Source organism: Aliagarivorans taiwanensis DSM 22990 (assembly GCF_000429505.1).
Taxonomy (GTDB): Bacteria; Pseudomonadota; Gammaproteobacteria; order Enterobacterales; family Celerinatantimonadaceae; genus Aliagarivorans; species Aliagarivorans taiwanensis.
Map to the genome: position 1 here is coordinate 87001 of NZ_AUBZ01000018.1, position 22043 is coordinate 109043.

The following is a 22043-nucleotide window of genomic DNA, read 5'->3' on the forward strand; positions in this document are numbered from 1 at the left end:
GTTACAAGGGTGTTCGTTAACCAATTTAATTGATTTGTAAATCAATTGTGGTGAGCGCAGTCACGTTTGATGATTAATTGTTTTTGTTGTCAATAGTGGCTTTGGAGCCGTTCATAGTGAGTCGTCAGTTATCGACCAAACAAGCCATCCCAACCCAACTTCAAGGCCAACAGCGTTAGCAGCCACTTCAACCAAAAATGAAAGCGCTGGTCGTTGCTGCGCCGCAGTAGCTGCCTGCCGCATACGGTTCCGCAGAAACCGCTAGCCACCATTAGCACAATCAAGCCCAGCCACTGCTGATAGGCAAAGCCCAGCAGGCCAAACACCAAGGCCTTAATCACATGTTGGGTGCTGAGCATAGCGGCCATATTGGCCACTAGGCGCATCCGCTCATGGAGCAGGTGCTTGAGGCCCGACATCAGCACTGGCCCGGTCGCGCCCACCAACATGGTGAGAAAGGCGGTGGCTAAACCGAGCAATCCAACGCGCTTGGGGGAGAGGGAAGGGAGCGTAAGCGGCAGCCATGCGCTCTGCAAAATAAAGATGGCGAGCAGTAGCTGTATCCAGTGAGCAGGTAGACTCAGTGCTAGCTGCCCGCCAAGCAAGGAGCCGCCAATACAGCCCAGTGCGAACCACCCCAGCATCGACCAGTTCACATACTCGCGAAACAGCCAGGTGCGGCCGCTATTACTCCCCAACTGCACCAAGGCATGCACCGGCACAATGGCGCTGGCGGGGACCAGTTGCGCCATCACCGCAATCAATAGCGAGCCACCGCCAATCCCCATGGCGGCAGTTAGCCCGGAGGTAAAAAAGCTCAGGCCGATTAGTAGCAGAGAATCGAGAAGGTCGAGAGCGGGTGGGAGCAGGGTGATTGCTGACATTGCGTGTCCAAAGGGCTGGGCTGTGCTTTGCCTTGCAGTAGCAGGCAAGTCAGCGACGCTCAACCCTAATGTTAGTATTTACTATAAATGTTAATATCTAAATCAATAGCTTAGCGTAGATGAAATATTTTTTTCAGTGAGTTTGGGCTAGGGTTAGATTTACTAATCAACGCACAAGTACAGCGATGGCTTAAGATCTCGTTAATACTGATTTATATGGAAATATATATCGCTCATAAATTCTTTGGTGGGTCATAATGCTGTCTTGGTGGTTTTGCGTAGATTAATTAGTCTTGTGAGCCACTTCGTAAATCTGACGACTGCACCAATTTGGATTAGCAAACTTAGGGCTGAGCTGATGTTACGCAGGTGTAAGCAAGGTTATACTCAAACTCCGTTTTGATGGATAAGCGCGTTGCTATGCAACCAATCGCAGGTAAGGACTATGGCTCAGAAGACTGTACTGCACCAAGCTCACCTTGACGCCGGCGCCAAGCTGGTGGACTTCCACGGCTGGGATATGCCGATCAACTATGGCTCTCAAATCGAAGAGCATCACGCAGTGCGCCAGCGCGCCGGCATGTTCGATGTGTCGCATATGACCATTGTCGATATTCAGGGGCCTCAGGCTAAAACCTTCCTGCGCTACCTACTGGCCAACGACGTGGCCAAGCTCACCGTTCCCGGTAAGGCCATGTACGGCGGCATGCTCAACCATCAAGGTGGCGTAATCGACGACCTGATTACCTACTACCTTACCGAAACCGACTACCGCTTGGTGGTCAACTCCGCCACCCGCGAAAAAGATTTAGCGTGGATCCGTGAACAAGCCGCCGATTTTAAGGTCTCTATCACTGAGCGCCCAGAGTTGGCGATGATCGCCGTGCAAGGCCCTGAAGCCAAAGCCCTTACCGCCAAGCTGCTAACCAGCGAGCAGCAGCAAGTGGTGGAAGGAATGAAGCCCTTCTTCGGCGTGCAAGCGGGCGATCTGTTTATTGCCACCACCGGCTACACCGGTGAAGCCGGCTACGAGATTGTAGTGCCAGAGTCACAAGCTGTTGCCCTATGGCAAGGTCTGTTAGAGCAAGGCGTGCAGCCTTGTGGACTTGGTGCTCGCGACACCCTGCGCCTCGAAGCTGGAATGAACCTCTACGGCCAAGATATGGACGAGAGCATCTCGCCACTGGCTGCCAATATGGGCTGGACCATTGCCTGGGAGCCAAGCGAGCGCGACTTCATCGGCCGTGAAGCGCTAGAGAAACAACGCGAGCAAGGCACCGATAAGCTGGTGGGCTTGCTAATGGAGAGCAAGGGCGTAATGCGCGCTGGGCTCTCCGTATGGGTAGAAGATGAAAATGGCCAGCAACACCAAGGCGTTGTGACCTCGGGCAGCTTTTCGCCCACCCTTGGGCAGAGTATTGCACTGGCCAGAATACCGGCGGTCAAAAGCGAGACCGCGCTGGTGGAAATGCGTAAAAAACAGGTTAAAGTCAATGTGGTGAAACCTGTTTTTGTCAGAAATGGCGCTAAAGCCTAAGTTTTTAAAAGTTAACTAGTTTTTAGTTTTTTGAAGGAAGCACAGCTATGAGTAACAACCCTGCCGACCTACGTTATACCAACAGCCACGAATGGGTACGTTCTGAAGGCGATGGCGTATACACCATCGGGATCACCGCCCACGCCCAAGAGCTACTGGGCGATATGGTATTCGTTGACCTGCCAGACGTTGGCGACGACCTGGATGCCGGCGATGATTGCGCGGTAGCTGAGTCGGTAAAAGCCGCCTCCGACATCTATGCGCCGATCAGCGGTTCTGTGGTTGCCATCAACGAAGAGTTGGAAGACTCCCCCGAGCTGGTTAACAGCGACGCCTTTGGCGACGGCTGGCTATTCAAGCTAAAAGCCTCAGACGAGGGTGAGCTGGACGACCTGCTCAACGCCGAAGACTACGCCGCGTCTATCGAAGAAGACGAGTAACACCAGCATTACCGCAGCCCGCAATGCGGGCTGTCGCCCTCGGTTGGCTTAATGGAGTAAGCCACCACGGCATCGATGCCGTAAGCCTATTGCCTGCCGCATCTCTCTGAAGGAATCAGGCACATCAGCCGACAGATTACAGGAACAACATCATGAGCGCGTTTTTGCCACTAGAAGCATTAGAGCAAAACCAAGATTTCACTCGCCGTCATATTGGACCCGATCAACGGGAAACCCAGCAGATGCTCGATGAGCTGGGGTTAGACACCGTTGAGCAGCTAATCCAACAAACCGTGCCCGAGAGCATTCTCCTCAAAGATGGCCTGTCCATCGGCGAAGGGCTAAGCGAGCAAGCGGCGCTCAAAGAACTCAAAGCCCTGGCGAATCGCAACCAGGTTTATCGCTCCTACATCGGGATGGGCTACCACGACACCCATGTACCCCATGTTATCCAGCGCAACGTACTGGAAAATCCCGGCTGGTACACCGCCTACACCCCCTATCAACCCGAGATTGCCCAAGGCCGTTTGGAAGCGCTGCTTAACTTCCAGCAGATGACGCTCGATTTAACCGGCATGGAGCTGGCCAGCGCATCACTGCTGGACGAAGCCACCGCCGCCGCCGAAGCCATGGCGCTGGCCAAGCGCGTGTCTAAGAACAAGAAAGCCAACAGCTTCTTCGTGGCCGACGATGTGCACCCGCAAACCCTCGATGTGGTGCGCGAGCGTGCCGAGTACTTCGGCTTTGAAGTAATCACAGCCCCGGCTGATGAGGCGACCGAGCACAACGTATTCGGCGCACTGCTGCAATACCCCGGCACCACCGGTCAGGTGCGTGACCTAAGCCGCCTTATCGACATGCTGCACGAAGGCAAAGCGATCGTGGCGGTGGCGACCGATTTACTCTCCTTGGTGATGCTGAAATCCCCCGGTGAAATGGATGCCGACGTGGTGCTGGGCAGCGCCCAACGCTTCGGTGTGCCGCTCGGCTTTGGTGGCCCGCATGCGGCCTTCTTCGCCACCCGCGATGCCTACAAGCGCTCGCTGCCCGGGCGAATTATCGGTGTGTCCAAAGACCGCCGTGGCAAGCCGGCGCTGCGTATGGCGCTGCAAACCCGCGAGCAACATATCCGCCGCGAGAAGGCCAACTCCAACATCTGTACCGCGCAAGTGCTGCTGGCCAATATGGCCTCGTTCTACGCGGTGTTCCACGGCCCCGATGGCCTGCGCACTATTGCCGAGCGCGTGCATCGCCTCACCCGGATTCTGGCCACCGGCCTGACCCAAAAAGGCGTGAAACTCACCCACGATTGCTACTTCGACACCCTGCAGATGGAGGTGGACTTTAAAGCCGCCATCCTGGATGCCGCCGACGACTTGGGCGTAAACTTCCGCAGCGATATTAAGCGCTGTGTGGGGATCAGCTTGAACGAAACCACGACTGCCGACGATATCAACCACCTGTTCACGGTGATCTTCGGTAAAGATCACGGCCTGGATGCCTACGAGCTGGATAAGCAATTGGAAGGCAAGCAAGCCGTGCTGGGCGATGCGCTGCTGCGTAAAGACCCCATCCTGACCAACGAGGTGTTCAACAAGTACCGCTCCGAGACCGACATCCTGCGCTACATTCGCAAGCTGGAAGGTAAAGACCTGGCGCTGAACCACTCGATGATCTCACTGGGCTCTTGCACCATGAAGCTCAACGCCACCGCCGAGATGATCCCGGTAAGCTGGCCCGAGTTCTCCAAGCTGCATCCGTTCTGCCCGAGCTACCAAAGCCAGGGCTACAAGATGATGGTGGAGCAGTTAGAAGCCTGGCTGGTGGATATCACCGGCTACGACGCGGTATGTATGCAGCCTAACTCGGGCGCGCAGGGTGAATACGCTGGCCTGCTCACCATCCAGAAATACCACGCCAGCCGTGGCGACTTGCATCGTAACATCTGCTTAATCCCAAGCTCGGCTCACGGTACCAACCCGGCCTCTGCGCAAATGGCGGGCCTGAAGGTGGTGGTAGTCGGTTGCGACGAGCAAGGCAACGTGGACCTCAACGAGCTTAAGGCCAAGGCCGAAGAGCTCAGCGACCAACTTAGCTGCATTATGGTTACCTACCCATCGACCCACGGTGTGTACGAAGAGACCATCACCGAGATCTGCGATATCGTCCACGCCAACGGCGGTCAGGTCTACCTTGATGGCGCCAATATGAACGCACAGGTGGGCATTACCTCACCGGGCTTTATCGGCGCCGATGTCAGCCACCTCAACCTGCACAAAACCTTCGCCATTCCACACGGCGGCGGTGGCCCGGGCATGGGACCGATTGGCGTAAAAGCCCACTTGGCGCCGTTTGTACCCGGCCATAGCGTGGTGAAAATCGGCAAAGAGAGCGACAACAACCCAGCGGTATCGGCCGCGCCCTGCGGTAGCGCCTCCATCCTGCCGATTAGCTGGATGTACATCGCCATGCTAGGCAACGAAGGCCTGCGCAAGAGCACCGAAATCGCCATCCTTAACGCCAACTACCTAGCCAAGCGCTTGGGTGGCGCCTACCCAATCCTGTATGCAGGTCGTAACGGCCGCGTGGCCCACGAGTGTATTATCGACATGCGCCCACTCAAAGAAGCCACCGGCATCAGCGAGATGGACGTCGCCAAGCGCCTCAACGACTACGGCTTCCACGCCCCCACCATGAGCTTCCCGGTGGCGGGAACGCTAATGGTTGAGCCGACCGAGTCAGAGTCCTTGGCCGAGCTAGACCGCTTTATCGAAGCCATGCTTGCCATCCGCGCTGAGATCGCCAAGGTAGAGAGCGGCGAATGGAGCCTGCAAGACAACCCACTAGTTAATGCCCCTCACACCATGGACGACCTATGTGACGCGGAGTGGACCCACAGCTACAGCCGCGAGCTCGCGGTGTTCCCATCCGATGCCGTACGCGCCAACAAGTTCTGGCCAACGGTGAACCGCATCGATGATGTGTTTGGCGATAGAAACCTGTTCTGTGCTTGTGTGCCGATGGAGGCTTATCAGGAGGAGTAGGGTTTCGATTCTACTTGTAGTGATTGGAAGCGAGCGCTGCGGGAGTGGTGCTCGCTTTTTTGTTGTGACACGCTTTTGCCCATTTATCTTAAGGTAGAGCAACTCATACTCTATAAGTGTCACATCACAATTAAGTTTGTGACTAGATTAATTAAGTCTGTGACTGAAATTAAGATTGTGACTGTCTAGTCCAGACGTAGAAAAGCGAACCGTTTGGTTCGCTTTTCTGTTCCTCATTCTCAATAGATTTACTCACCATTCAAATCGCTCACCATTTTCAGTGTCACGTTCTGCTTCTCTCTCATATTCTCTTGTAATGTAAGCTTCCCATTGTGGTTTTTTAGCAATAGCCCATTCGGATACTATTTTGTCAGTTGAATCTATCAATGGTTGAAATAAAGGTAATCGAGACTCAAGTATTTTTGCCCATGAACCTGTCCCTCCGTTTGGAGTGAAATTAGATAAGTATTTATCCAAAACCAAAGTAGGTTCTGGACAAGCTTGTAACAATTCAATCGCTAATGGTGTCCACTTAACAGTTTTTTCATTTGATTGGTAAGGTGTAATAATTGATGCGAGAGCTGGATAGCTATCTTTACCGTTGTATTTACACCAGTCTAACGTGCTCTTTATATCAACTTTCGAAAATGGACTTACTTTCTTATCAAGCCTCCCCTTTATTGCGTTTCTTATCTGAGGTTCTACTTCTTTATTTTTGCCTATAAATACTTCAAGGGCTAAAATAGGATGCAATTGAATAATTGTGGACATAAATTCTGGGAAATCATATCTTCCGATGATATGAGTTGAGATTTTCGCTTTAATTGATTCTAGAACAGTTAAAGCATACTCTTCATTTGTGCCATCACAAAAGCAGACATTGGCTATTTGGGTTAAACTATAATCGCTGCCGCCGGAAGGTCCTTTTTCTTCTGAGTAATTGAATGATGCTAAAAGTGATGCTGATTTCTCTTTAAGCAAATCTGAAACAACATAGTGTTGTTTTTGCTTTAGCCCATGAAAGCGCATGGATAGTATTTCTATGGCAACTGTCTGGCCGTCTTCTTGTTGCCAAATTAAATCTAACATTTCACATAGCTGAGCGTCGGATATTGGTTCGTGACTGCGACCACATGCTAAGTTTCCATACATCCAAACTGGAGATATGTTTTCTTTTAATGCTTTAAGTATACGAGCAATTGCACTTTGGTCGATAACGTAACTTAGTTGAACTAATATAAAGCATTGCTTGAGTTCAGGGTGTTCCATGAATTCATCTAAGAAAGTATTGGTGAGCTTGATGTTAACTTTCGAGAGGTGCTTAATTTGACCACATAAGAAGTTAATGTTTCGTTCTTTCTCAGGTACTTTTTCTAATGCAGAAACTGTCAAGGCTAATAGCTCTTCGTTATTATGTGTTCCTTTTGCACAACCTTCTCCAAATTCAAATAAGTTAGAGCTAGAACCACTGTATGACAGAAGTTCAGTCAACATAGATTGAAGTAACTGCCTATCAGTATCTGCTGCTTTTACCCCCAAATCTATAGAGTATTGCTGTCCTTTTTTATAACCGCGCTCATTTAAAGCACCATCCTTATCATATTCTTCTAAATCATGAAATTTCCATTTATCAGCCAATACATACATGTTTATATCGTCTAATAAGGACTTAGGTGATAATTGCTTTGCGATTGTTCGCAACCTCTGTATTTCTGTTTCTGTGGAAGTTTTGCAATCCCATTTTAAGATATCATGTAAGGCAGAAAAACCATCAGCCCACATTCCTAAAGTACTTATTTTTATACAAGTGTGTTCAATTAAACCTCTTAAGTAATTTTGTCGCCACAAGCCACGTAGGCTTTTGCCTAGTACTTTTTTGGCTCGCTCTGAGTGAAGAGTTTTATTAGTGATAAATTCAGATGTATATTCAATGAACAATTGATACCAGTCTGCAACATCTTGGTTGGTTTTTGGTCTATAACCAAAATCTCTTGGGTTCGCACCAAAATCAAAGCTATGGCTGGAGGAAAAGTGCCAAGCCTCAAGAGATGCGTCTAAGAGTTCGAAAGCCAGTTCTACACTATGCTCGGTAGCCATAGAAATTAAATTTTTTATAACATCTAAACGCTGCTCTTTGGTTGCATGAGTTCCAGATAAATAAAGTTGAAATAATGACTTTAAAACATCTTTGATAGAGTTGCAATTTTCAGCTTTATCTTCTGATAAAGTGAATTGGCATAACAAATTTGCACAGATATCAAAATATTGTTCATCATAAGCAATAGACCTGATAAGTCTTGTTATTTCTGTAAATTGCTTATTTTTTCGTGTGCAAAAATCAGGCTGTTTAGCTAAAGCTTCAATGTGAAGTAAAACTTCTTTAGTTGAAATAGGAGCTATATTGGTGAGCAATACCCAGGCAAATTCACTTTTTCCTTCGGCGTATAGTTTATGTAATAATCCATTTTTATTTAACCACTCATTAACGATGATTTTGGCTTCTTCACATTTAGGTAAGTAGCCTAATCTCCTTGAAAAGGATTTTAGTAAGCGTTCATCTGTTGATTCATTGAAGTTATCATAAATAACACCTGTACTTATATTTTCTAACGCATGCTTTGCTAACCTGTTCGCAATTGGGTGCGGTAAAACAGCCATCCATTTACTTCGTTGCTGAACTAAATTTCGACGCTTTAGCTCTTTAGCTGATTCATGGATATCTCTTGGTGGAATTCCTGATAGTTCACTGAGTAAAGTAATATCATCACTATAAGTCTTATCACTGTTAATTTGGAATGAATAAACGAGTGAAAGATATTGAGCGGCTGTTTCGAGTGACTTTTCATTAGCATGACGTTGGTTAAATAGTCTTTTAAATAGTTCTTCATCCCTTAAGCTTGAGATGTTTTCGTCTTTACCTATTGTTTCTGCTAAAGCCAAAGCTATTCTTGAGTTGCCACCTGAAAATTCACTAATTGTTCTAGAGTTTTGCTGACCTAGATGCTGATATCTAGCGTTAAGTATTTTTTCTATAAGCTCGACAGATGATGGCTCTAAAGAGAATACTTCTGTTTGCTCTGGTTGGTCTTCTCTTAAATCATACTCGACAGTCAGTAAATTGGTGCTACTGCTCTCGGTGCTACACAATGTGGTTAGGGATCTATGTAAGTCAGGTGGACAGTTATCTATTATCAAAATTGCCTTTCGGCCTTCGTTAGCGATTTTTTCTGCCAAAGCTTGCGGTGTTGGCTTTGGACCATTGGCCATATCAGTATAAAATACTGCCTTATGGGGCAAAGGGTTTTCACCAATGCGCTCATCAAATAAAGCTTGCACGAACCGAGTTTTTCCAACACCAGATAAACCAACAAGTCTAATAGACGCTTTTCTTTCTAATAACTTGTTTCTAATAAGGTTTAAGCCATCTAAACCTTTAAGCCCTTCGTTATTGCTTGAAGATGAATCAAGCAATCTAACCTGTTCATCAACGAAGTATTCACCGATCGTTCCATGGGGGCAATTTGCCCAGTTACTATACCCTTCCCATGCGTTTATATCGTTATGAAATCGTGAACTTATCCATAGCTTATGAAAATCTCTTTTTTTTTGAGATACAAATTCTTTGATATGGGTATATATCTCATCATTTTTATCATTTGGCTTACAAATGTTTTCATGACTAACCGCAATAGGAATAGCTCTAACCCCAGCTATACCAGGATCAGCACTGTCTGGTTTAACAACAGTGATAGTACCGTACATTTTTTCAGTTTCTATAAGGACAAGATGTCTCAGTACTTTGTGCTGGCACCAATCTCGATACCAAGTATTTAATTCTCTAAGGTTGGGGTCATTTCGACTCAAAGATGCAGCAGCTATTGATGGTTGTTGAAATGTTAGGCATCTCAAAAGACCTTTGGCAAAAATATTGTGGCCATGAGTTGCGATGTCAGAGCCAAGATGAGGAGTGCCTAAAAAAGCAACGCCAGTAACTCTTTCTATAAATTGATGTGCAACTTCTCTTTTATTTTGATCACTAGCGATTCTTAATATTTGTTTTGTAATTAGTCCTCCAAGACTGTGGCAAACAAATACTATTTCGCCATCGGCTAGCTTCGGAGTTTTAAGTAAGTTCTCAAAAATGTTTGTAGCAAGATCCGGAATGCCCATCCCTGAACTATCAAACTTGAGCTTTGGAGCTTCATATTTAACAGTCCATATGTTTAGATCTTCACAATCTTCCAAGAGCCACATAGGCCAAGCTACTTTTTTGGTATTTCTATCTAACCAAGTATTCTTTGAGTCACCTCCCAAGCCATGCAGCAAGATTACGTGAACATCTTTAATTTTTTCAGGATCTGATCTTAAAACTATTTTTGCCACTTCTTTTTTCTCTTTAATCCATTGCTCAACGTCAATCCGCTTAAATCGCCAGATACCGCCAATTTAGAACCCCGATAACTTGCCTTCGCTAGCTGAGCGATAAGCAGTCTTTTCATTTAGCTTCAGGTAGGTTGCCTCCTCCTGAGTGGTTAAAATCACGTCAGTCATGAAACTCTTTCTCACTTAGAAAAAACCGAAGGTATTCGAAATTTTGGGAAGCCTCAATGACATTTTTAGCAATAACTTCAGTAGTATGCGGCTATTTCAAAATCGAGAATGTTAGGGGGGTCAAAGACTTAGAAAAACAGGCCCGAAAAAGTGACATAAAGAGAGGAGATCTACCCCTAATGACATTAGTTTCTTTTCGTATAATTAACTATTTCCTTAATTATAACATACAGTTACAAGTTTTTGCAGACTGCAATTTTCTGAGCTGACTTGGTATAAGGACGTTTTTTGAACAGGAAAGCGTTTATGGTTCGGCAACCGGTAATTACTAACGAAATCGTTAAGTCGATAAATGCATGGAAGAGGGAGATTCAGCTCAAGCAAACATACCTGCCTTTCATCACTGTTAGGAAGGTTAACAAAGTAGGCAGGCGTCATTGGGTCTATTGTGTGAGACAAAATCGCGAGGTGCATCTGCTCTCTGACGGTGAAGAACGCAGCTACAAAATTCTGCTTTGGCAACCAAACACAATCAGCGTGGAAGAGCAGTATGTTCTGGATATTGATGAAACCTTGGATATCGCCATTGGCCTGAATGTTATCCACCCTCGTGATTGGAAGACCTTCGTAGCTCACCCCATGACTCTCGATTTCTTGGTCAAGGTACGGTTACCCAATGGTGGATTTAAGCTCATTGCTTACTCCTTCAAGTATTGGAATCAGATTTTCGAAATAACTCCTGAGGGTGAAGTAGTTGAAAAGAGCTCACGCACTTGGCAGAAGTTCTGTATTGAGCGGGAGTATTGGGCTCGGCGAGGAGTTGAGTATCGAATAATCACAGAGCGGAATACAACCAAGCAGAGAGCATGGTGCGTCAACTACTTTGAACTGGCTCATGACCTAGTAGCTAGTCGAAATGAACTAGTAGAGTTTGGTGAAGCGTTCATTGAATCGTGGATATCCGACCCACGAGCAGAGCTACAGGACCATTTAAACTCTGTGGGTTCAAACTTGCGCTTGTCTTTCCAACGATCTCAGTCGCTTTTCCAATACTGCGGGCTTCACCACCTCCTCCCCATTGTGACAACTCGCCATATCCGACTATTTCGTCCAGTAGAGTTGAAGCTGTGATTTATCAGAGCTTACAGATCTCCTCAAATGACGGGGAGATCGACCTGCTAGTCTGCCATGTACACTTTAGTCGCCAACTCGCGGCTGTGGTGGACCTTAAAGTTATTGAAGGCCGCAGTAATTTACCGAAACCAAAGATTTGGAAGTTTAATGAGTTAACCAAGCTTATTAAGCAAAAGGGCTATACAACACAGCAATTCTCTTATCCAGCAGAGATGTCTTTCAGTGACAGAGAGCTTAAAGAACAAAAGAGGCAGACGTGGGTTGCTAAGCGGGATGAAAAGCATCGACGTCTGGCTCCGCTAACGAGTGACGCACTTATAAACCAGTACCTCTATGGAGACGGCATCGCTGATGAGGTGATGTTTCTTGTTGCTGAAAACATCCGTTCTGATGATGAGTCTGCATGGAAGACTAAGGGGGCGTACTACAGCGCCCTTAATCGCTACATTACATTCGGCTGCACAATTAATGCTCTCCTACCTGTCAGGCTTAAAGCTTGTGGTTCAAACTATCTCCACATTGACAAGCCTGGCCCTAACAACGTGAAGCGAGGGCGCGGCGGCAAAGATAATCGGAACAGTCGATCGAAGTCGATGGGTGTAACAAAGCTTCATAAAAAAGCGCTGCGTCAGGTCGTCGCTTTCGTAAAGAAGACTTGTAGTAAGTTTACCTATGCAAAAGCGATAGAAGTTTATCAGCTCAATTTTGAGAACCATATTGTAGAGAGGGAGATTGAAGGAGAGGTTCACCGTACCTACGTTCCCTTTAAAGAGCACGAATGCCTCTCTGATGAGCAGGTTTACTACCACTTAAAACAGATTTTTACCAAAGCAGAATACCTAAAGATCAAGTATGGAAACTTAGTCTATGAGAAGGATTATGCTGATCGTCAGGGCTCCGCTCATGACGGTGTTATAGGTGCAACTCATCGCTATGAAATCGACGCTACCATTCTTGATGTTTACGTTAGATACCCTTATGACACGACAGGTCAGTACACAATGGGACGGCCAGTGCTCTACTTGGTGGTCGACGTCGCAAGCACCATGTATGTGGGTTTTTATCTTGGTTTCGATGGCCCCTGTTGGCAAGGTGCTGCGCAAGCGTTGGTCAACGCTTGCATGGACAAAAAAGAGTTCTGTGCACGTTTTGGCGTCCCTCCTGAAGACGTAAATTGGCCCGCTGCCCATATTCCCGTGCAGGTCACGATCGATAATGGCCCTGAGTACAAAGACGGGCTAATTCAGTCGATATTAAGATCGGAGCTTGGAATACGGGCATTTAATTTCACAGCCGTATTCAGAGGGGATGCCAAAGGCTGTGTGGAGAGGGCTTTTGGTGTGCTTAATGGCGTAATTCACTTTATCGCTGGGGCCATACCAAAGCTGGTTGGTAGGGACGAACAGCACCCATCGAATCGAGCTGAGTATGACTTAGATGCTCTGCATCGACTTATCTACGAGGAGATTGTATTTCGCAATAACAGCGCTGAGCGCATTAGCAAAATGGATATCAATGCGATCCGAGCCAATATCGACATAACTCCTCAAGCACTTTTTTTGCACTCCCTTAAGCAGGAAATGAATGGTGGTAGGCCTTCAAAAGATGTTGAACCAGGAAGAGTTAGGTGGGCTTTCTTGCCTGAAGAAACTGCTTATGTTCGTGGCAATGGGGTCTATTTTGAAGGCTTAGTATATCACTCAGATTTTGCTAACCAAGCTGGGTGGTATACCAAAGCTAAACACCATGGTGCATTCAAAATTGTAGTTAAACGCACCAAAGACTGGACTTCTCAGATCTGGCATAAAACGTCTGAGGGAGAGTACGTGTGCTTGCATTTGAAGAATGTAAATGACGAATCACCCTTCCTAGATATGCATTGGGAGCCTTTGCTGCACCTCCTTGAGCAGTTCAAAGACAAAAAGCACCAAAACCGGCTTAACAAAAAAAGGATGGCGGCATTCAAGCAAGGGATTATTGACCGCATCGAAGCGCTTAACCAGGAGCAATTGTCTGGTACACCGGAGAATTCCCGCAAGTCAATCCAACCCGGAATTAAATCTCGTCAGTTGTTTCAGAAAACCCTTGAGAAGATGTTACATGCGGTGGAGTTACACGCTGCGCTAATGGATGAAACTACCTCAGAAGCACCAGAGCAGAACTTACCAGACGATCTCGATAAGAAGCTTTTTTAAATCAGGAGTAAACATGATTGTAATTGATGCAGAGTATGTCCCTCACATGGATCTTAACCTCAACGGAAACCCTTTGTCCGAGGCTATTCAGGTCTGCCTAGACCGCAATGTTTTCGTTAATGAAGTTATTTCCAAACCTAATATCCAAGCCAATTTTTGGTCTCTGCCGCCGTTTTATCAAATGACTCAACTACGACAGCTTACCGATGTCCACCAACCTCTGCCACAAACCTGGCTTATGTACCACAAGATCATGAGCCTAGTTTTGCATTCGTATGTTAAGCGCGATCCTTTTTCACCCCAAATGGTTAGGCTCAAGGCTAAATTAGCTGAACAGATGCGTCAGGACAAGGTCAAGTTCACACATCCTGTTGGTTTAACTACCGCTCCGTCTGTGCTGGTGGCAGGCGATTCAGGTACTGGTAAGACGACGGTGATTCGGACAATCCAATCAAGGATCCCTCAGGTGATTCATCACTGTTCGTATAAAGGAAAGCACTTTGCGAACAATCAGCTCGTCTGGGTTAGCTTTGATTTGCCGCCCACTGGCTCGGCGAAAGCCATGGCGGTGAACTTTTTTCACGCAGTTGATGCCGCTTTAGGAACCGATTATGCGGAGGAATGGAGTGCTAGAGATCGAGAGTCAGTAGATAAGCACCTAACTGCCATGCAGATCGTTGCCCTTGAGCACAACCTCGGCATGGTACATGTCGACGAACTACAGTTCATGTTGGCTTACTCAAAAAACTCAAACTCGCCTAATCTGCAAATCCTTGAAGCACTTTTTAACAAAATCGGAGTTCCTATTTTTCAAAGCTGCACGGCAGAAGGAGTTGATGTATTCAAGGCTTTGCCCAATGGGGATTATCGTGTCGGCACGGACACTACAACAGTGCGCCGAATGCTAAACGATCGAGAGTACCGGCTGAGCAACCATGAGTTGAGCTCAACCTATTTTTCAGAACTCTTTGATACCCTCTTCCCTAAAGCATTGGTACACCCAGCAACTCCTTTAATTGTTCGAGATAGCTTTAAGGCCAAGTTTCACAAGCTGACCTGTGGATTGCCAGCAATCATGATTCGCTTGGCCTCGCTACATCATGAAACGTTTGTCAACCTGCTAGATAGTTCTAGCTCCAATGATGGCTACCACACATATCACGAGGGTTTGCTTGAGATGGTTTACCGAAATCAATTCAGCCTGATTGATCCTGCTCTGGCACGGTATCGTCGTGGGGATAAGAGTGGTTATGAAAAGTCTATTCGTACCGAAAGTAATAAGGCGGCTTACTCCAATAAGGAAGTTGTTGAAGAGCGTAAGAAAGTGCCGCGAAAGAAAGCCACTGTAGTCAAAACAGAGTTTCCTGAAAATCAGAATCTTATGCTCGGTGTGGACTCCCTATTGTCTAAGGGAGAGTTCTTACAAGGTCTTGAGGATGATGATAATGCGTAATCGATATCTGCCTTCGCTATTGCCTCATGAGCATGTTTTGAGCGTACTTGCTCGCTGGTTTGATGTGAGCGGGAGAAACGATTTTCTCAACACTGTGCGAGCTGTTTCAAACAATGTGAATAGTTTGAGCCCAATGGCAGTATGGAGACCTGTTTATTGGGATTTGTCGCGTCAATTTATCGAGACTTTGGGTTGGGAAAACGTCATTGGCCAGCACACTCTTTTTCCTTATTATGCGCCCTTTCTTAGACAATTAGATAGAAACCTATTGCTGTCCGGTGATGAGTCTCTTGCATCCATAAGAATAAAGCCTGTTCAGCAAAATCTCATCAAACACGCGCAACATTGGCGCTGGTGCCAGAGCTGTGCTGAAGAGGATTATGAACAGTACGGTACCTCCTATTGGCATACCTATCACCAGCTTCCTTCCGCGTTGACCTGTTACCGACATAACGCACTACTACTTTTTCAATGCACTCGTTGCGGTTTTAAGTACTCTCATTTTCAACGTCATTGGCTACCACCCATTGATGGTCGTTGTCGCGAGTGTTCAGAGCAAATAAGTCCTGCCTCAATGGAGATCCCGCCGTTTATTCATTGGCTGGATACTGCGAGTTATTACCTCCAGCAATGTGGCTCAAAGGTAGAAAACGAACCTTTGATTAAGGCGATGCGAGAAAAGCTGGGGTATGAGATGTTGCCGCAGCACCTTAGTGTTCCTCTGAGGGCTGAAATTACACAGCAACAGCGAGATTTTGAAGCTTGGTTACCGGAGCTCGTGATTCGCAATTTCTTCAACCGGAGTTGCGACAAGCTCTTTGATGGCACCAACCAAGTCCTGCGACTATCTGCTGTTGCTTACAGAGCGAGGATCGCACCGCCTGTAAGTGTGCTGATGATGCTCAACTATCTAGAGCTCGAATCGGTATTTGATGACTTGCTGGCATAAGTTGAGAAGACAAGGAGCTCGAGATGCTTGCATTCGTTCCCGAAATATTTGAAGGCGAATCACTTTACAGTTGGTTGGCTCGTTGGGGGCTGCGCTCCGGCATGCCTTCAACTCGGGTCGCGCTAGCTCATCTCATTGGTAAAAACCACCGGCAGCTAATGTCATTGTTGCCCAGCTACGCTGAAACGTTATCCAGTGTTTCAGGGCATTCTGTTCAGTGTTTAGTGGAGCAGCATTCGGCGCTTCCATATTGGCGGGCTTTCACCAAACAAGAAGTGTTCAATAATGTCCTAAATGACATGTCCAATGGTAATACGCAGTCTGCGTACTCGCGTTTATCTATTGTTGCTAGTCGAGTCGCTGAGCCATCCGTAATTCGATATTGCCCAAGGTGTGCTGCAAGCGATTTACATCAATATGGGGTGGCATTTTGGCATACCGAGCATCAGCTACCTGGTGTAATTGCATGCGCCACCCACCGAGTTATGCTGGTATCTGTACCAAGATCTCGAAGTCGTTTAGTTCTGCCGCCACAGTTAGAGCGAGCTCTTCAATTCAAACTGGCTCCACTGGTAGCTGTAAGGCTGGCTCAGCTGAGTCGGGAGCTATTGGAGGTTTGTTGGACTCCACTTGATAATGAGTGGTTAATCTATGCCTATAGCGTGAGGTTGGCTGAGATGGGCTTTGCTTCTCCAAATCTCAATGTACGACAACAGACTTGGCGCTCCGAGTTAGAAGTCTACTGGAATCCGCTGTTATCAGAACCTTCACTGGACTCAGTTTTTTCTCTTGGCAAGCGTCAGCAGTTTCCTGCTTGCATAGTAAGAGGAGTAGCGGCTAATCATCATCCGCTAAAACATCTTTTGATGGTTGGAGCGCTGTTTGAGTCAGTCAGCGACTTCATGCGTTTCAGTGGAACAGCTGAAGTTACACACCAAAAAGTGATAGAGCGGCATGCTCGGAGAATCGACCGAGAAAAGTCTCAGCTAAAACTAGAAGTCGAGCAGCAGACATTATCCAAGTTAAAAACTGGGCAAAGCCTTCGGCAAGTGGCGAAGACACTTGGCGGCAGTGTTTCGACATTTAAGCGGATAGCTTTAAGGGGCAGTGTCGAGGTCAAGCGCCGTACGCAAAAGCTATTTGAGGAAGAACGGCGGATTATCTGGCGAAAGCTCACTATTGGCAAAAGCACTCAAGCGATTGCTGCTCATATTGGTTGTTCAGTCGGTGCTGTCGAGCAAGAACTCGGGCGATATTCTGAGCTGCCTGTATTACGTTCTCGAATCCGCTTTTACCACAAGCGAAGTGAGCATCGTGCAAACCTAGTCGCCACACAAAATAGCCTCAAAACACCTTCTCGAAAACAAATACAAGATGCCGCCCGAGCCAGTTATACCTGGTTGTTCAAACACGACAAAGACTGGTTGTACAAGCAACTGCCTGAAGCTATCCCAAGAGCTGCTAGGCGCAGTTCAAAACAGTGATTATTAACCCCATGAATCAGGAGTCAATATGGAGACCTACAAGCAAAACATCAAAACACATACCCCCGAAGGTTGGACAGTTCTTCGCTTTGAAGCACCTGAGGATAGGCCTTTTTACAAGGTGTTTGCAACTTGGAGGGAGAATGACCGGTGGAATGTCTCAAGCGGCGCTTTTGACGCGTCTGAGGCTTTTCTGGATGGCGAGTATGTCATTTGGCCGCAGGCGAGTGGCTCAACCTACAAGCTACATCTAGACGGGGAAAGCGGCTATTCCTTTTATCAAGGGCTAGTAATGGAGAGCATTTCTAAAAAGAGTTCGGTTCATGGCGTTAGCATGATGGAGATAGCGCTGCGTGATGTTCCAGGTCTGCCTAATGAAGTCAAAGCAAAGGTATAACGCTCGTTGCAAACGATGCTTTGGGAGCTTTAAGCAGACTGGAGGCTTGTAGTGCTAATTGGTGATGATGTTGTTTCATCGGCGGTAATGAAGCAGATAGACAACCTCTATCCTAGACTAGCTGTCCTTGACGACTACCAAACTCAAAGCTGCTACGCATTCGTCGTTTCTCGGCTGTTTAGAGAGCTCGCTGCAATTGCAGAGCCCGACGGCTGTATTGAAGTGTACAAAATTGACTATCAACTTATGACCGGCCTGCCAACCTTTTATCTCATAAGCTCTCGAGCCGTGAATGACGTCGCTCTAGAAACACTGTTTGATGACTTTGAACGAATGATTAAGCAAGTCTCCGTTGGGGAGCTCTTGGGAAGGAAATGAAAATCAACATCAGCATCATGAGTACCCTCTAACTAAGCATTGGAGGGGGCATTCTGACGAAACTATCATGCGCTGACGATATACATGTTGAACTCTTACTAACCGTACGAGGAACTTCGAATGGGAATCGATTACTACTCACTGTTGGCGTTAATCGAGGATGCGGAGACTAGTGTAGAAGCTGCTCAGTTTATTAACGAAAAAGCGGGGGAAAACACCGTAGCATGGTTCAATCATGCTGAGTTACCTAGTTATGAAGGGCTATCACCGAGAGAGGTCTTGGAAGACTATGGTATTGCCGAGCTCACAAGCTATTTGAATTGCAAAGCAATGGGAGGTTTCGAGTAGGAAAGGTAAAGACGCTCTTCTTTGCGTCACCAGTGTAAGGGCTATGACAAAGCAGTCAGCTTTAAACTAGTTGAATGGCAAATGACTTCGTTGTAAATTCAAAATCTTACTGATATCACAGGCATGATGTCTGATAGTGCATTTACGTCTAGTAACCCAATACAGGGGAACGGCGAGGCTGGCCAGCCTTTGTACTAGGTGCAAAGCGAACGCTTGTACGGTGATATAAATTGAGGTTACCGGTGAGCGGTACCTTGTTCGTCTACCAGGAGGCCCATCTGGTATTCGGCGTCAATTTATAGGAACCGCTATGCCTAAACGAAGTATCGTCCGAACTCCTCCCGCCGATAAGTACTACCAAAACGTCTCATTTGAAACACTTACCGCAAGCTGGTTGACTTGCGATGGCTGGGAGGTCTTCATGCCCATAACAGATCATGACATGAAGACAGACCTTATCGCCTTAGATGGTCGTACTCTCTATCGAATTCAAGTAAAAGCTATAGACACTCATGATGAGTCTGTATTGGTTGAAAATAGGTGGGGAAGTGCAGATATTGACTACGTTATTTTCTTTTCTAAGGTAGGGAACTGGGGCTACATAACAAAGCCGTTTGATGAAGCCCGTAAGCCCTTGAATTCAATTGGCCATATCCGTTTCCATAAAGACAGAAAGCCCTTCATTAAGGCATTTGAAAGCATATAGTTAGCGGAAAACTGTTGGTACTGCGTTTGATTTGTTCGTGAGCTATCTAAAAGAACAAGTACGGTTTGAGCTGTTCATAGTTGCTTAGGACTACTTGTTGCCCTTTCGGATCTAAATCAAGGAGTTTAACGTCTATGTTGTAAGCATCTAGCACGTATCTAACCAACGCCGCTGATGTCGGGATCTTGATGATGTTGTTGGTCATCCCGTAGTCATGGGCTACTACGGCAGCTTGCGATTCACTGAGTCTATGATCAGGTGAAAGGTGTACTTCAAGAGCAGTGTTCCACGCTTCGTCCTGGTCTCTACCCATGACGATTTTATCGTTAATGTCTGGGAGCCCTCTTATCCGGCTCAGTACAAAGTCTCTGTATCCTTGGGCATGTTCACAAAAAGCCCGAACATGCCAGCGCAGGGGGGTACAAACAAGTGTATGGGGGGAGATTATTCTCTCTACTTCCTTCCCGTTCTTCATTGATGTGTAGCTTATGTCTACACGTTTTTTTTCTCTAATTGCTTGAACTAGCGGTCGTAACACCTCTGGCGATATGTTGCGGGTTATCGGGCGAACCATTTCTGTGTTTTCAAAACCCATATTGAGTTCAGAAAACGTGATGGCCATATCCTCCTGCCTGGCGAGGATATGTAAATACTCATCTGCCTGACCACTTGTTAGCTTAGGAGAGAAGCTATCACTGGGTTTGTAGCCTTTTAGCTGTTTGTCATAGATGAGACTTCCGGGCGCAACTTCCGTGATATAGCTATTGATATCTTTTGAAGCTTGCTGCCTACCTATACCAAAGCTCTGTATCAGATGTTTGGTTGTTAACCTGCCTTCCCAGAGTGCAATAATCTCGATCATGCGATAGCGAAAGAGGAGATCCCATCGAATAGGCCATTTATCCATCAAGTGATTACCTGTCTAGTTATGCGACGTGTATGTGTATTCAGTATTTACCTGTCGCTATTAGCTACTTATTATTGTTCGGTATCGACAAAGCGTCAATTCCCAATGCGATAGGAGTCATTAGTGAGTGCTCTACTGAATACGTATATAGACATGGTTGGTCCAGAAGCCTGTTGTAGCAAGCAAGGCTGCCTAGCGCTGGTCGATGCTCAGACGGGATTGGGAAAGACTTATCAAGCAACGGCTTTACAACTAGAGCACCTAAAGTCTGACTCCAAGAAAACACTAATCTACGCCACCAACTTGAGGATCAATGTCAAAGAAGCATACGAATCACTCTTGGCGCGTATTGACGAAGATCATTCCCTTAGTCTTGAGAGCAAGGACAAGTTCAGAAGAAACGTGATTTTAATTCCCGCCCAGGCGACGTCTATTGGCGAATTAAGTGATAGTGATTGGGGAATTTTGCTCGGCGTTTTGGAGCACAACGCAAGAAGAGAAATAAAAAAGTTACTTGATAAAGCCCGCATGATTGAAGAAGCCAAGGTAGCGAAGTGTTCCAGCATTTTGGACGAGGATCTTCAGGTGCTTTATGGGAGTATTTTCAGCTTATTGCGGTCGTATTTTCGGCAACAAGTGCAACAAGAAAAATCAGTCGAGGACGTCCTGAATCGAGTTTTTCCTGCCGGGTTGATAGATGCTGAATCAACACAAGTCATCTTCATGACGACAGCTAAACTCCTTTATCCATGGCACGGAATACAACGTACTCATCGAATCAGCGATTTTTTGGAAAACTCATTGCTAATTTTGGACGAGTTTGATCGCCAGCAATCTGAGTTCCTTGCACACCTAATTAGTACAGTTTCTGATTACGACATCATTGCTCTGACGAGGAAATTATACTCCAGCTTCGAAAGCTTCAGTATTCAAGGCTCTCAGGAATTTTCGGGCGTAAATAAGTGCTTTGACAAGTTCCGAGAAACGCTTGGCAATCATCAGAAAAAGTGGAGGGCAGACTTAAGACCTTACATCACCGAGAAAACGATTCTTCAAGGGCGTGAGAATCAGAACCGTATCTTCACTATGTTGTCTGACCGGATGTCCATACATGCGATCAATTTCAACCATGAGGATTTGAGGTCAAGGTTAGACAACAAAAGCGGTAGTCATGAAATTGGTTCGCAGGGAGATTTGAGTGCAATTAAATTCGTGAATAGTGGCGCTCAACTTGTGCGGTCGTTTTGTAATGCAATGCTCAGCGCTGTACTCAAGTTGAAGACAAATATCGAGAAATCAGACGATACGCGCCCATACACAACAGAAAACCTCGTTGAAAAAATACTGAACAACTTGGGATTGCCTGAGCTGACCAAGAGCATCATGTCACTGATATCCGCTCGTCTCAGCTTTAAATTGCAAAGTGAGTATAGAGCCTACAGTTTTCATGACAGCGGATATGAAATCTCTAACATCTCCAAATACAGTGAAACAGATAATACTGCCATAGCGTCTACTTTCGACCTCGCGCTGACGTCATCTGGACTGCTAGCACACTGGGTTTGTAGTGGTCAAGTTAAATTGGCCACGGTTTTGTATTCAAGCCAGTACCTTCGCTCTGACTCATTGGGTGTCA

General features: G+C 46.6%; 15 protein-coding genes and 1 pseudogene. 13 read left to right on the forward strand and 3 right to left on the reverse strand.

Annotated elements, in window-relative coordinates; genetic code table 11:
- Positions 1-128: 128 nt before the first annotated feature.
- Positions 129-884 (reverse strand): sulfite exporter TauE/SafE family protein, encoded by a 756-nt coding sequence (locus G462_RS0109995; RefSeq protein WP_026958875.1) that lies wholly within the window; start codon positions 882-884, stop codon positions 129-131.
- A gap of 445 nt (positions 885-1329) precedes the next feature.
- On the opposite strand from G462_RS0109995, the gene gcvT reads away from it, so the two are divergent.
- From gcvT to gcvP, 3 genes are all read left to right on the forward strand, one after another.
- Positions 1330-2421, forward strand: a complete 1092-nt coding sequence (gene gcvT / locus G462_RS0110000) for a glycine cleavage system aminomethyltransferase GcvT (protein ID WP_026958876.1) — start codon at positions 1330-1332, stop codon at positions 2419-2421.
- Between the two features lie 47 nt (positions 2422-2468).
- Entirely contained in the window at positions 2469-2861 is a 393-nt protein-coding gene (gcvH, locus tag G462_RS0110005; RefSeq protein WP_026958877.1) for a glycine cleavage system protein GcvH, read from the forward strand.
- A 152-nt stretch (positions 2862-3013) separates the two neighbouring features.
- Positions 3014-5905 carry an aminomethyl-transferring glycine dehydrogenase gene (gene gcvP / locus G462_RS0110010; protein WP_026958878.1) on the forward strand — a complete coding sequence of 964 codons (2892 nt, stop codon included), beginning with the start codon at positions 3014-3016 and terminating at the stop codon, positions 5903-5905.
- Positions 5906-6157: 252 nt separating this feature from the next.
- Here gcvP and G462_RS0110015 read toward each other — a convergent pair whose 3' ends face one another.
- Positions 6158-10288, reverse strand: a complete 4131-nt coding sequence (locus G462_RS0110015) for an esterase/lipase family protein (RefSeq protein ID WP_026958879.1) — start codon at positions 10286-10288, stop codon at positions 6158-6160.
- Between the two features lie 474 nt (positions 10289-10762).
- Between G462_RS0110015 and G462_RS0110030 the strand changes: the two genes are divergently transcribed.
- The 9 genes from G462_RS0110030 (at position 10763) to G462_RS0110075 (ending at position 19500) form a co-directional block, all read left to right on the forward strand.
- Entirely contained in the window at positions 10763-11587 is an 825-nt protein-coding gene (locus G462_RS0110030) for a TnsA endonuclease N-terminal domain-containing protein (RefSeq protein ID WP_026958881.1), read from the forward strand.
- Complete coding sequence (locus G462_RS0110035; RefSeq protein WP_026958882.1) at positions 11584-13785, forward strand: Mu transposase C-terminal domain-containing protein; 2202 nt, start codon at positions 11584-11586, stop codon at positions 13783-13785. The genes G462_RS0110030 and G462_RS0110035 overlap by 4 nt, the downstream gene beginning before the upstream one ends.
- A gap of 13 nt (positions 13786-13798) precedes the next feature.
- Positions 13799-15238 carry an AAA family ATPase gene (locus G462_RS0110040; protein ID WP_026958883.1) on the forward strand — a complete coding sequence of 480 codons (1440 nt, stop codon included), beginning with the start codon at positions 13799-13801 and terminating at the stop codon, positions 15236-15238.
- Positions 15231-16187, forward strand: coding sequence for a TniQ family protein (locus tag G462_RS24245; protein WP_169720159.1), 957 nt, complete (start codon positions 15231-15233; stop codon positions 16185-16187). The genes G462_RS0110040 and G462_RS24245 overlap by 8 nt, the downstream gene beginning before the upstream one ends.
- A 23-nt stretch (positions 16188-16210) precedes the next feature.
- The gene (locus G462_RS24250) at positions 16211-17671 is read left to right on the forward strand and encodes a TnsD family Tn7-like transposition protein (RefSeq protein ID WP_084405017.1); all 1461 of its coding nucleotides are present in this window, start codon (positions 16211-16213) and stop codon (positions 17669-17671) included.
- Positions 17672-17699: 28 nt separating this feature from the next.
- Complete coding sequence (locus tag G462_RS22395; protein WP_051326662.1) at positions 17700-18068, forward strand: hypothetical protein; 369 nt, start codon at positions 17700-17702, stop codon at positions 18066-18068.
- 51 nt (positions 18069-18119) lie between these two features.
- The gene (locus G462_RS0110065) at positions 18120-18446 is read left to right on the forward strand and encodes a hypothetical protein (protein WP_026958886.1); all 327 of its coding nucleotides are present in this window, start codon (positions 18120-18122) and stop codon (positions 18444-18446) included.
- A gap of 120 nt (positions 18447-18566) precedes the next feature.
- Positions 18567-18794 (forward strand): hypothetical protein, encoded by a 228-nt coding sequence (locus G462_RS0110070; RefSeq protein ID WP_026958887.1) that lies wholly within the window; start codon positions 18567-18569, stop codon positions 18792-18794.
- 310 nt (positions 18795-19104) lie between these two features.
- On the forward strand, positions 19105-19500 hold the full coding sequence (locus G462_RS0110075; protein WP_026958888.1) for a group I intron-associated PD-(D/E)XK endonuclease: 396 nt from the start codon (positions 19105-19107) through the stop codon (positions 19498-19500).
- A gap of 46 nt (positions 19501-19546) precedes the next feature.
- Here G462_RS0110075 and G462_RS0110080 read toward each other — a convergent pair whose 3' ends face one another.
- Positions 19547-20407, reverse strand: a complete 861-nt coding sequence (locus tag G462_RS0110080) for a helix-turn-helix transcriptional regulator (protein ID WP_026958889.1) — start codon at positions 20405-20407, stop codon at positions 19547-19549.
- Between the two features lie 123 nt (positions 20408-20530).
- On the opposite strand from G462_RS0110080, the pseudogene G462_RS22400 reads away from it, so the two are divergent.
- Positions 20531-22043, forward strand: a pseudogene (locus G462_RS22400) (hypothetical protein); the annotation flags it as partial.

Coding starts and splice junctions, on each gene's coding strand:
- G462_RS0109995 (WP_026958875.1), bottom strand. CDS start 884: ATGTCAGCAATCACCCTGCTCCCACCCGCTCTCGACCTTCTCGATTCT.
- gcvT (WP_026958876.1), top strand. CDS start 1,330: ATGGCTCAGAAGACTGTACTGCACCAAGCTCACCTTGACGCCGGCGCC.
- gcvH (WP_026958877.1), top strand. CDS start 2,469: ATGAGTAACAACCCTGCCGACCTACGTTATACCAACAGCCACGAATGG.
- gcvP (WP_026958878.1), top strand. CDS start 3,014: ATGAGCGCGTTTTTGCCACTAGAAGCATTAGAGCAAAACCAAGATTTC.
- G462_RS0110030 (WP_026958881.1), top strand. CDS start 10,763: ATGGTTCGGCAACCGGTAATTACTAACGAAATCGTTAAGTCGATAAAT.
- G462_RS0110040 (WP_026958883.1), top strand. CDS start 13,799: ATGATTGTAATTGATGCAGAGTATGTCCCTCACATGGATCTTAACCTC.
- G462_RS24245 (WP_169720159.1), top strand. CDS start 15,231: ATGCGTAATCGATATCTGCCTTCGCTATTGCCTCATGAGCATGTTTTG.
- G462_RS24250 (WP_084405017.1), top strand. CDS start 16,211: ATGCTTGCATTCGTTCCCGAAATATTTGAAGGCGAATCACTTTACAGT.
- G462_RS22395 (WP_051326662.1), top strand. CDS start 17,700: ATGGAGACCTACAAGCAAAACATCAAAACACATACCCCCGAAGGTTGG.
- G462_RS0110070 (WP_026958887.1), top strand. CDS start 18,567: ATGGGAATCGATTACTACTCACTGTTGGCGTTAATCGAGGATGCGGAG.
- G462_RS0110075 (WP_026958888.1), top strand. CDS start 19,105: ATGCCTAAACGAAGTATCGTCCGAACTCCTCCCGCCGATAAGTACTAC.
- G462_RS0110080 (WP_026958889.1), bottom strand. CDS start 20,407: ATGGATAAATGGCCTATTCGATGGGATCTCCTCTTTCGCTATCGCATG.